This window comes from Dysosmobacter sp., from assembly GCF_052306735.1.
GTDB lineage: Bacteria > Bacillota > Clostridia > Oscillospirales > Oscillospiraceae > Oscillibacter.
In genome coordinates, this window is record NZ_DAWBAJ010000008.1 from 66,186 (window position 1) to 77,184 (window position 10,999).

Consider the following 10,999-nt stretch of genomic DNA (forward strand, 5'->3'; position numbering starts at 1 on the left):
GTGTGGAGTATGATAAGACAGGACGGGCGGGCGTTTGATGCGCTGCGCCCCATCAAGATCACCACGGATTTCGTGAAATTTGCCGAGGGCAGCTGCCTCATCGAGTGCGGCGACACCAAGGTCCTCTGCTGCGCCAGCGTGGAGGACCGCACCCCGCCCCATGTGCCGGAGGGCACCGGCTGGGTGACGGCAGAATACTCCATGCTGCCCCGGGCCAACCGGGAGCGCAGCAAGCGGGACATTGCGAAGCTCAAGCTCAGCCCCCGCAGCGCTGAGATCCAGCGGCTGGTGGGCCGGTCCCTCCGGGCCGCCGTGGATATGGAAAAGCTGGGGGAGCACACCATCACCATCGACTGCGACGTGCTCCAGGGAGACGGCGGTACCCGCACGGCCTCCGTTACCGGTGGATTCATCGCCCTGGCCCTGGCCTGCCGGAAGCTGGTGGCGGACGGTGTGCTGGCCGCGAGCCCCATCCGGCACTTTGTCACCGGCGTGTCCGCCGGTATCGTGGACGACACGGCGCTGCTGGACCTGCAATACAGCGAGGACAGCCGGGCCCAAGTGGATCTCAACTGCGTGATGAACGAGCTGGGTGAGCTCATTGAGCTCCAGGGTACCGGCGAGGGCCGCTCCTTTACCCTGGCGGAGCAGCAGGAGCTGGTGCGCCTTTGCGCCAAGGGCAACCGGGAGCTGCTGGCTATCCAGAAGGAGATTTTAGGAGGGAAGCTGTGATGGCGGAGAAATTTGTCCTGGCCACCCATAATCCCGGCAAGCTCCGGGAGATGTCCGACATTCTCTCCAAATTCGGCATCCAGGTGGTGAGCCCCGCAGACGTGGGCGTCACCGTGGATGTGGAGGAGACGGGCACCACCTTCGCGGAAAACGCCATGCTCAAGGCTAAGGCTATCTGCGAGGCCTCCGGCCTGCCCGCCATCGCCGACGACTCCGGCTTGTGCGTGGATGCCCTGAACGGCGGCCCGGGGGTGTACTCTGCCCGATACGGCGGGGAGAAGCTGGATGACCGGGGACGGTATATGCTGCTTTTGAACTCCATGCGGGGACAGACCACCCGGGCGGCCCACTTTGCCTGCGCCATCGCCTGTGCGTTCCCGGGCGGTGATACCCTGACGGCGGAGGGCCGCTGCGACGGCGCCATCGCCTTTGCCCCCATGGGAACTGGCGGCTTCGGCTATGATCCGGTGTTCCTGGTGCCGGAGAAGGGCAAGACCTTCGGCCAGCTGACGGCGGAGGAAAAGAGCGAGATTTCCCACCGGGGAAAGGCATTGAAAGCTTTTTGTGAAAAACTTGCAACTTATTTGGGGAAATAAACGTCTGATAAGGAGCAGAGCGCCATGAAGACCACAGGACGCTGCCCTAAATGCAGAGGCACGGATCTGCTGGCGGTGGAGCCGGGGCTGTACAATTCCTTTCCCATCGGCTTTTTTACCAACGCCAAAATTCAGCGGTATGTCTGCCGCAGCTGCGGCTATACAGAGGAATGGATCGCGGAGGAGTCTATGGAGAAGCTGCGCCAGTCCTCCTGGCAGGACGAAAAATCAAAACGACCGGAGTGATTTCCGGGACAAAGGAGTATACATGGAACTGACAAGCAAACAGCGCTCCCAGCTGCGGGGCCTGGCCAACGGCATCGATACCATCCTCCACATCGGCAAGGACGGCATCGGGGAAAACCTCATCAAGCAGGCGGACGATGCCCTGGAGGCCCGGGAGCTCATCAAGGGCCGGGTTCTGGACAATAATTTGGAGTATGACGCCCGTCTGGCTGCCGAGGAGCTGGCAAAGGCCACCCGTTCCGAGGTGGTGCAGGTCATCGGCACCAGGTTCGTACTGTACCGGGAGAGCCATTCCAAGCCCAAGGAAAAGCGCATCCAGCTGGTGAAGCCGGCCAAAAAGCGCCCCCTGTGACAGCGGATGCCATCGCATTCCAAAAGAAGGTAGGACTATGAAAATCGGAATCTACGGCGGGACGTTCAACCCGCCCCACCTGGGCCATGTGACGGCAGCCCGGGCGGTGTTCGAACTTTTGAAGCTGGACCGGCTGCTGCTGGTGCCGGACCGGCTGCCGCCTCACAAGGCTCTGCCGGAGAACTCCCCCTCCGCCCAGGACCGGCTGGAGATGACCCGCCTGGCCGGGGAGCAGACCGGTCTGGGAGACCGGGTGCAGGTGCTGGATCTGGAACTGAAGCGGGAGGGAAAGAGCTACACCGCCGACACCCTGGAGGAGATCCGCCGGATGTACCCGGCCGATGAGCTGTGGCTGCTGATGGGGACGGATATGTTCCTGACCCTCCAGGCCTGGCACGATCCCCAGCGGATCCTCTCCCTGGCGGGGATCGCTGCCTTCGGCCGCACCGAAGAGGACACGGAGGAGCTGTTCTCCGTACAGCGGGACTATCTTTATCGCACATTCCCTGGAGCCCGGATCTTCACCCTGACCATTCCCGGTGTGGTGGATGTCTCTTCCACGGAGCTGCGGGACGAGCTGCGGACAGGAAAGGGTGGAGCGGCCCTGCCTCCGGCAGTGTACGGCTATATTCTCCGGAAAGGGCTCTACGGTGTCCAGGCGGATCTGAAGCATCTCACCCTTTCCCAGCTGCGCCCGGTGGCATTGAGCTATCTCAAGTATAAGCGCATCCCTCACGTGCTGGGCACGGAGCAGGAGGCCATCCGCCTGGCGGAGCGCTACGGCGGCGATGTGGAGAAGGCCCGGGTGGCGGCGCTGCTCCACGACTGCACCAAGAAGCTGGATATGGAAGAGCAGCTGGCGTTGTGCCGTCACTACGGCATCGAACTGGATGAGCTGGAGCAAAAGGCGCTGAAGCTGCTCCACGCCAAGACCGGAGCGGCCATCGCCCGGGATGTCTTCGGGGTGGATGAGGAGATCTATCACGCCATCTGGTGGCACACGACCGGCCATGCCAACATGACGCTTCTGGAAAAGATTATCTATCTGGCGGACTATATCGAGCCCTCCCGGGATTTTCCGGGGGTAGACAAACTGCGAAAAGTATGCTATGAAGATTTGGACAAGGGCCTTTTGCTGGGCCTGGACATGAGTATTCAGGAAATGACGGAAATGGGAAATCCCGTCCATCGGGCCACGGTGGAGGCCCGTGACGCGCTGAAAGGATAGAAAGACATTGGATAGACATAAAGATGAACAGCACGCGGGTGGAAGCCGGCTGCAAAAAAAAGAGAAAAATCAGAAAGCCCCAAAGGAAAAGAGAAAGAGCCGCCTGACCCGGCAGCAGAAGATCCTGATAGCCATTGCTGTGCTGCTGGCAGTGGTGCTGGCGGCGGTGGTGGCCTGCCAGAGCCTGTTTGTCCGCCCGAATTTGGACAATAAAAAGGAAGAGAGTGACGATCAGGAGGAGGAAGAGCTGGATTACGGCGACGGCGTCCGCCCCCGCAGCGACGGCGAACGGAAAAGCGAGGACTACTACACGGTTTTGATCCTGGGCCGGGATACCGGCGGCGGCGGCAACACGGATACCATGCTGCTGGCCTCCTATGACGTCACCAACCAGAAGGCCACCGTCATGTCCATTCCCCGGGACACCATGGTGAATGTCGGCTGGGACGTGAAGAAGATCAACTCCGTCTATAATTCGTACGGCGGCGGGGAAAAGGGCATCAAGGCCCTGTACCAGGAGATCGCCCAGCTGGTGGGCTTCGAGCCCGATTACCAGGTGGTGGTGGAATGGGAGGCCGTGGGCGAGATCGTGGACGCCATGGGCGGCGTGTACTTCGATGTGCCCCGGGATATGGACTATGAGGATCCCTACCAGGATCTGTCCATCCACATCAGCAAGGGTTACCAGAAGCTCAACGGCGAACAGGCCATGGGTGTGGTCCGGTTCCGGGACGGCAAGAACGGCTATGCCAACGGCGATATCGGCCGGATCGAGACCCAGCAGGCGTTTTTGAAGGCTGTCATCGAGCAGATGCTCCAGATTCAGAACGTCACCAAGATCAGCCAGTTCGCCAAGGTATTCCAGGAGAACGTTACCACGGATCTCTCTTTCCAGAATATTTTATGGTTTGCCCAGCAGGCTATTTTCGGCGGACTGAAGGTGGAAAATGTCAACTTTGTCACCATGCCCTATAAGGGCGTTTCCGCCTGGAGCCGGTCTTATGGCCAGAACCTCTCCTATGTGGTGCCCGTTGCAGATGAGCTGCTGGAGCTGGTGAACAATGATCTGAGCCCCTTCAAAGAGGTATTTACTCTCAGTGACCTGGATATCATGTATGTGAATTCCGATGGATCTATCGGGTCTACCACCGGCCATGTGGAGGACTCCAAGGCAGCAAAGCCGCCTGTAAAGACCAACACCTCCTCCCAGACCCAAAAGCCCGCCGATACCCAGACCGGAGAGACGGGCACCGAGACTGGCACGGAGACCGGGGAGACGCTCCCCAACACCGGCGCGGAGGGCGGAACCACCGGCGGTGAGACCACGACTCCGCCGGAGACCGGCGGAGAGACTTCCGGCGGCGAAACCACCGGCGGAGAGACCGGCGGTGAGACCACCGCCCCGCCCCAGGAGGGCGGCGAGAGCTCCGGCGAAACCGGCTCCGGCGCGGCTTCCGGTGAGACCGGCGGTGCTTCTTCCGGCGGAACAGGCGCCAGTGAGCAGACGCCCACCACCACTGATCCGGGCTTTTCCGTCATCGAACCGGCTCCTGCGGCATAAAAGACGGTATTTTGCATTTGTATCAAAAAGAAAGTGAGGAATCGGCCATGACACCGAAAGAACTGGCGATGATCGCCGTCAAGGCGCTGGACGAGAAAAAAGGGCGGGAGATCGCCGCAATTCAGGTGACGGAGCAGACCACGCTGGCGGATTACTTCGTGATCGCCACAGGCAGTTCCAATACCCAGATCAATGCCCTGTGCGGCGCTGTGGAAAAGGCCATGAAGGAGCAGGCGGGGGAGGATCCCATGCGCCGGGAGGGCTATCGGGACGGTACCTGGGTCCTGCTGGACTACGGCTGCGTCATCGTCCACGTGTTCTCCCCGGAGGCCCGGGAGTTCTACTCCCTGGAGCGGCTGTGGAGCGACGGCACCCCGGTGGACCTGACCGGCGTGCTGACTGCAGACTGAATGAAAACCGTCCCGGCCCTGTGGCCGGGACGGTTTTTCACCGGTATCCCTGCGGCTGACCAAGCCGCATTAAGACTTCCGCGAGCCGCCTGGACGTGGGAATGGGAAGAAGCCGGAAACGGGCGGCCTGCGGACGGGGATTCCGGCGGTTTCAGGGACTTTTCCCTAGGTTCCTCTTGACAAAATGGCACGGCACTCATAAAATAGTGCCGTTAACGACGTTGAAGGGAAGAAAGACGGAATTTCCCGCCTTCAGAGAGCCGGCGGCTGGTGTGAGCCGGTGGGGGCGTTCCGTGGATGACTGTTCCCGGAGTTTTCCGCCTGAACGGATTTGCAGTAGGGCGGGACGGCAGGCACCGTTATCTGCCGCGGCCTTTGGGGCCGGTGAGGGCTGTTCGGTGACGGACAGCTGAATCAGGGTGGTAACGCGTTTCGACGCCCCTGACCGTGCAGGTCAGGGGCGTATTTTTACGCTGGATACCTGTGTGGGAAATGACGCTTTTGGATATAAAAGAGCAAAGAGATCATTCAAAAGAATGAAGGAGAGACACCATGAAGTACGATTTCAGCAGCATCGAGAAGAAATGGCAGAAGAAGTGGCTGGAGGAGAAGCCCTTTGCTGCCGTCACCGGTGATAAGACCCGGGAGAAGTTCTACGGCCTCATCGAGTTCCCCTATCCCTCCGGACAGGGCCTCCACGTGGGCCATGCCCGGCCCTTCACCGCCATGGACATCATCTGCCGCAAAAAGCGGATGCAGGGTTACAATGTGCTCTTCCCCATCGGCTATGATGCCTTCGGCCTGCCCACGGAGAACTACGCCGTCCAGCACCATATCCATCCGGCTAAGGTGACCCACGACAACATTGAGAACTTCCGCAAGCAGCTGCATATGCTGGGCTACTCCTTCGACTGGGACCGGGAGGTCAACACCACCGATCCAGACTACTACAAGTGGACCCAGTGGATCTTCCTGCAGATGTTCAAGAAGGGCCTGGCCTACAAGGCGTCCATGCCCGTCAACTGGTGCACCAGCTGCAAGATCGTCCTGGCCAACGAAGAGGTCGTGGACGGCGTGTGCGAGCGCTGCGGCGGTGAGGTCATCCGCAAGGAGAAGAGCCAGTGGATGCTGGCTATCACCAAGTACGCCGACCGTCTCATCGACGATCTGGACGATCTGGACTATATTGAACGTGTGAAGATCCAGCAGAAGAACTGGATCGGCCGGTCCGAAGGTACCGAGGTGGACTTCACCGCCACCAACGGCGACAAGCTGACGGTTTACACCACCCGCTGCGATACCCTCTTCGGCGTTACCTACATGGTCATCTCCCCGGAGCATCCCTATCTGCAGCAGTGGAAGGATCAGATCAAAAACTGGGACGCCGTGGCAGCCTATATTGACGAGGCGGCCCACAAGTCCGACTTTGAGCGCGGTGAGCTGAACAAGGAAAAGACCGGCGTCCGCCTGGAGGGCATTGAGGCCATCAACCCCGCCAGCGGCAAGCAGGTGCCCCTGTTTGTCTCCGACTACGTCCTCATGGGCTACGGCACCGGCATCGTCATGGGCGTGCCCGGCCACGACCAGCGCGACTGGGAGTTTGCCACCAAGTTCGGCCTGCCCATCATCGAGGTGGTCAAGGGCGGCGACATCACCAAGGAGGCCTTTACCCTCAAGGACGACACCGGCATCATGGTCAACTCCGGCTTCCTGGACGGCCTGACCGTCAAGGAGGCCATCCCCACCATGAAGAAGTGGGTGACGGAGCACGGCATCGGCCGCCCCAAGACCAACTTCAAACTCCGTGACTGGGTCTTCAGCCGCCAGCGCTACTGGGGCGAGCCCATCCCTCTGGTGAACTGCCCCAAGTGCGGCTGGGTGCCTCTGCCGGAGGATCAGCTGCCCCTGCTGCTGCCGGAGGTGGACTCCTACGAGGTCACCGATACCGGCGAGTCCCCCCTCTCCAAGATGACCGACTGGGTCAACACCACCTGCCCCAAGTGCGGCGGCCCTGCCCAGCGTGAGACGGATACCATGCCCCAGTGGGCCGGTTCCTCCTGGTACTTCCTGCGCTATATGGACCCCCACAACGACAAGGCCCTGGCCTCCAAGGAGGCGCTGGACTACTGGTCTCCCGTGGACTGGTACAACGGTGGTATGGAGCACACCACGCTGCACCTGCTCTACTCCCGCTTCTGGCACAAGTTCCTCTATGACATCGGCGTGGTGCCCACCAAGGAGCCCTATGCCAAGCGCACCAGCCACGGCATGATCCTGGGTGAGGGCGGCGAGAAGATGTCCAAGTCCCGGGGCAATGTGGTGAACCCCAACGACATCGTGGAGCAGTACGGCGCCGACACCATGCGGCTTTATATCATGTTCATCGGCGACTTTGAGAAGGCCGCTACCTGGTCCAACGATGCCGTCAAGGGCTCCAAGCGGTTCCTGGACCGTGTGTGGAACCTGGCGGAGAACGCTGCTGAGAGTTATGAGGTGACCCCTGCTAACGAGGCCATCATCCACAAGACCATCAAGAAGGTCACCGAGGACATCGATTCCCTGAAGATGAACACCGCCATTGCCGCCATGATGACCATGGTCAATGAGCTCTCCGCCAACGGCTGCACCCGGGGCGATATGAAGTACCTGCTGTTGCTGCTCAATCCCTTTGCCCCCCATATTACGGAGGAGCTGTGGGAGAACCTGGGCTTTGCGGCCCAGACCGGCAAGATGTGCTGCCAGGCCCAGTGGCCCGTGGCCGATGAGAGCAAGACCGTGGCTGCCACGGTGGATATGGCTGTCCAAGTGAACGGCAAGCTCAAGGGCACCATCTCCATGCCCACCGACAGCGAGGAGGCCGCCGTGGTGGATGCCGCGCTGAAGGTGGAGAAGGTTGCCAAGGCTGTGGAAAACATGAAGGTGGCCAAGACCATTCTGGTGAAGAACCGGCTGGTGAACCTGATTGTAAAGCCCCAGTAAATTCACTTTTTACCGGGATAGCTCTGCGGATTTTCTGATTGTGGAAAACCAAAAGCACAAATTTTCACCGAATTCTCTTGACATCCTTCCGTAAGGTCTGTATAATGCATTTGTTAAAGCCATTGTTTTATGGCCCTTAAAGTATCCTGGATTGAGCCGGATACCTCGGAGGGAGGGAAATATAGATGTCTGAGATCCATGTGAAGGACGGCGAGTCCATTGACAGCGCCCTGAAGCGGTTCAAGCGCAGCTGCGCCAAGGCTGGCGTGATTGCCGAGGTCCGTAAGAGAGAGCATTATGAGAGCCCCAGCGTCAAGCGTCGCAAGAAGTCTGAGGCTGCTCGCAAGAACAAGAAGCGCTATTATTGATCATTGAAAAAGGCTGTGCCCATCCGGCACAGCCTTTTTTCATGCTTTGCGGCTACGATCTGCGGGGAAACAGGGAGGGGAGCAGATCCTGCACCTGGGAGACGCACAAAAACGCCGCCGAAAATCCCAGGGCCGTCCCGGTGCGCAGCTTGTGGGCGATGGTCTCCCCGTCGTCAAAGAGGACAAAGTGTCCCTGTCCGCCCTGGGTGTATGTAAAATACCGGGCACACAGATCCTGGGAGAAGAAGACCGACGGGGATTCCCGCTCCATCAGCGCCTCCAGTTCCTGAGCGGTGAGGGGAGTCCCCTCGCCGGTGCGGGCCGGCAGCGTAAAGTCCATGCGCACCCGCTCCACCAGAAGCGCCGCCCGGCCGGAGTATTGCTGCAGGGCGTCCCGCAGCCGCTCCTGGAGGCTGCCGCCGGAGAGGGCGGTGGAGATCAGGACAATGGCACCCGGTGCGGCCGGAGCGTAGGATTCCGGTACATAGAGGGCCCTGCGGTTGGCGGAGAGGGTGCGGGACAGCTGCCCGGCAAAACGCTCCAGATCACTGCGGATGGGTACCTGGAAATCCAGCACGGCACCGCTGTATCCCCGGCGGCTGCACTCCCGCAAAACGGCGGCGCACAGGGCCTCCGGATCCTCCACCCGGGGGGATTCCTGGCTGCTGACAGACAGCAGCCCGCCCCGGGTCTGTAAGAGAATGCTCTGGCGCAGCAGCGTGGACTCCGGCCCGATCCGGTAGGATCTGTGGGCCAGAGCCCGGGTATAGCGGGAGGCCTCCTGGGTCTGGGCCGCCGTGACAGACAAGAAAAGCTGCAAGCCATCTCCCCCTTGTGTATTGATGTTTTGCCTGTTATACTAAAAGCAACCTATGCAGACAAGGAGCCGCTTATGCCCGTTTCTCTGATCCCAAACCATTTGTTTGAATCCTATCAGGATATCACGCCCCAGTGGCTGGCCGGACAGGGGGTGGAGCTGCTGCTCAGTGATCTGGACTTCACGTTGGCTCCCAAGAGCGTCCGCCAGCCGGACGAGGCGCTGCGGACGTGGATCGCGTCTTTGCAGGAGGCGGGGATCCGGCTGATGATCGTCTCCAACAACCGCTCCGGCCGGCGGGTGACGGAATTCTGCGCCCAGCTGGGCGTGGGCTACCAGGGCCACGCGGGAAAGCCCAGCCCCCGGGGACTGGAGGCCGCCATGGCCCGGGCAGGAACGGATCCGGTTCACACCGCCATGCTGGGAGACAAGCTACTCACCGATGTCCTGGCAGCCCATCGAGCCGGGGTTTTGGCCCTGATGGTGGAGCCTGCCGGCGGGGCAGTGACGGCCTGGCAGAAGGTGCTCCACGCCCTGCAGGCCCCCTTTAAGGCCGCCTGCCGCCGCCGCTTGGCGAAAATTGGGTGAAAAAAAGCGGTGGAAGACCGAAAAATACTTGCATTCATGGACAACATAGGATAAAATATCCTAGGTAAATTTCGTGAGAAGGAAATATTGAGAAAATGCCCTCCCGCAGGTCGTTTTCTCGTAGATTTGTGAGGAGGAAAACTATGCCTACCATTACTGCCGGCGATTTTCGCAAGGGAATGATTTTTGAGATGGAAGGAAAGCCCATGCTGGTGGTGGACTTCCAGCACGTCAAGCCCGGCAAGGGCGCCGCTTTTGTGCGTACCAAGTATAAGAACGTCATTACTGGTGCCGTCCGTGAGGAGGCTTTCAACCCCAGCGCCAAGTTCGAGCAGGTGGCTGTGGAGCGCAAGAACGCTGAGTACAGCTATAACGACGGCGACCTGTACTACTTCATGGATCCTGAGACCTTTGATATGGTTCCCCTGAACAAGGAAGTTCTGGGCGATGCCTTCCAGTTTGTCAAGGAGAACACCATGTGCTCTCTGCTCAGCTACAAGGGCAGCGTGTTCTCTGTGGAAGTGCCCAACTTCGTGGATCTGGTGGTCACCGAGACCGAGCCCGGCGTCAAGGGTGATACCGCCACCAACGTCACCAAGGCCGCGACCTTGGAGACCGGCGCTGTCATCAAGGTGCCTCTGTTCATCAACGAGGGCGAGAAGATCCAGATCGACACCCGTACCGGTGAGTATCTGGGCCGCTGCAAGGAGTAACTGCCAAGAAGGGGGGACAACAGTCCCCCCTTTGGAATATCTGAAACATGCTACTTTTTTGAAAGGAAAGGAGCCATTATCATGGAAATTACTGAGAAGGTCGCCTATCTGAAAGGCCTGGCTGAAGGTATGGAGCTGGACACCGGCAAGAAGGAGGGAAAGCTCCTCTCTGCCATCATCGACATCCTGGACGACATGGCCCTGGAGATCGAGGACATGAAGGACAGCCAGCAGGAGCTGGCCGATGGCCTGGACGCTGTCAGCGATGATCTGGAGGACGTGGAGGACGTTGTCTTCGGCGAGGATGACGAGGATGAGGACTTCGACGACGAGTACGAGTACGACGATCTGGACGAGGACGAGGACTGCTACGCCACCACCTGCCCCACCTGCGAGGAGACCATCTATT

Annotated in this window: 13 protein-coding genes and 1 other annotated feature; of the genes, 12 read left to right on the plus strand and 1 reads right to left on the minus strand. The window is 60.0% G+C overall.

Going from position 1 to position 10,999, the window contains the following annotated elements:
* Positions 1-9: 9 nt before the first annotated feature.
* The 9 genes from rph (at position 10) to rpsU (ending at position 8,472) form a co-directional block, all read left to right on the plus strand.
* Positions 10-732 (plus strand): ribonuclease PH, encoded by a 723-nt coding sequence (gene rph / locus ACT67G_RS03845; protein WP_325245845.1) that lies wholly within the window; start codon positions 10-12, stop codon positions 730-732.
* Positions 732-1,328 (plus strand): XTP/dITP diphosphatase, encoded by a 597-nt coding sequence (locus ACT67G_RS03850; protein WP_443663055.1) that lies wholly within the window; start codon positions 732-734, stop codon positions 1,326-1,328. Before rph ends, ACT67G_RS03850 begins: the two co-directional genes overlap by 1 nt.
* A gap of 24 nt (positions 1,329-1,352) precedes the next feature.
* Positions 1,353-1,574, plus strand: a complete 222-nt coding sequence (locus tag ACT67G_RS03855; protein WP_443663056.1) for a hypothetical protein — start codon at positions 1,353-1,355, stop codon at positions 1,572-1,574.
* Between the two features lie 22 nt (positions 1,575-1,596).
* Positions 1,597-1,926, plus strand: a complete 330-nt coding sequence (gene yhbY, locus ACT67G_RS03860) for a ribosome assembly RNA-binding protein YhbY (protein ID WP_325245851.1) — start codon at positions 1,597-1,599, stop codon at positions 1,924-1,926.
* 37 nt (positions 1,927-1,963) lie between these two features.
* The gene (gene nadD, locus ACT67G_RS03865; protein WP_325245853.1) at positions 1,964-3,154 is read left to right on the plus strand and encodes a nicotinate (nicotinamide) nucleotide adenylyltransferase; all 1,191 of its coding nucleotides are present in this window, start codon (positions 1,964-1,966) and stop codon (positions 3,152-3,154) included.
* A gap of 7 nt (positions 3,155-3,161) precedes the next feature.
* On the plus strand, positions 3,162-4,715 hold the full coding sequence (locus tag ACT67G_RS03870) for an LCP family protein (RefSeq protein ID WP_443663057.1): 1,554 nt from the start codon (positions 3,162-3,164) through the stop codon (positions 4,713-4,715).
* A 47-nt stretch (positions 4,716-4,762) separates the two neighbouring features.
* Positions 4,763-5,125: a ribosome silencing factor gene (gene rsfS, locus ACT67G_RS03875; protein ID WP_325245857.1), complete on the plus strand. Its 363-nt coding sequence runs from the start codon at positions 4,763-4,765 to the stop codon at positions 5,123-5,125.
* A 212-nt stretch (positions 5,126-5,337) separates the two neighbouring features.
* Positions 5,338-5,571, plus strand: a binding site (T-box leader).
* A gap of 106 nt (positions 5,572-5,677) precedes the next feature.
* Complete coding sequence (gene leuS, locus ACT67G_RS03880; protein ID WP_443663058.1) at positions 5,678-8,104, plus strand: leucine--tRNA ligase; 2,427 nt, start codon at positions 5,678-5,680, stop codon at positions 8,102-8,104.
* 185 nt (positions 8,105-8,289) lie between these two features.
* Positions 8,290-8,472 (plus strand): 30S ribosomal protein S21, encoded by a 183-nt coding sequence (gene rpsU, locus ACT67G_RS03885; protein WP_021750944.1) that lies wholly within the window; start codon positions 8,290-8,292, stop codon positions 8,470-8,472.
* 52 nt (positions 8,473-8,524) lie between these two features.
* Here rpsU and ACT67G_RS03890 read toward each other — a convergent pair whose 3' ends face one another.
* Complete coding sequence (locus tag ACT67G_RS03890) at positions 8,525-9,292, minus strand: hypothetical protein (protein WP_326216414.1); 768 nt, start codon at positions 9,290-9,292, stop codon at positions 8,525-8,527.
* Positions 9,293-9,364: 72 nt separating this feature from the next.
* On the opposite strand from ACT67G_RS03890, the gene ACT67G_RS03895 reads away from it, so the two are divergent.
* From ACT67G_RS03895 to ACT67G_RS03905, 3 genes are all read left to right on the plus strand, one after another.
* Positions 9,365-9,877 carry a YqeG family HAD IIIA-type phosphatase gene (locus ACT67G_RS03895; RefSeq protein WP_443663059.1) on the plus strand — a complete coding sequence of 171 codons (513 nt, stop codon included), beginning with the start codon at positions 9,365-9,367 and terminating at the stop codon, positions 9,875-9,877.
* 143 nt (positions 9,878-10,020) lie between these two features.
* On the plus strand, positions 10,021-10,590 hold the full coding sequence (gene efp / locus ACT67G_RS03900; protein ID WP_325245865.1) for an elongation factor P: 570 nt from the start codon (positions 10,021-10,023) through the stop codon (positions 10,588-10,590).
* A gap of 81 nt (positions 10,591-10,671) precedes the next feature.
* Positions 10,672-10,999 (plus strand): CD1247 N-terminal domain-containing protein (locus ACT67G_RS03905; RefSeq protein WP_443663060.1); only part of this gene is annotated, 328 nt, incomplete at its 3' end.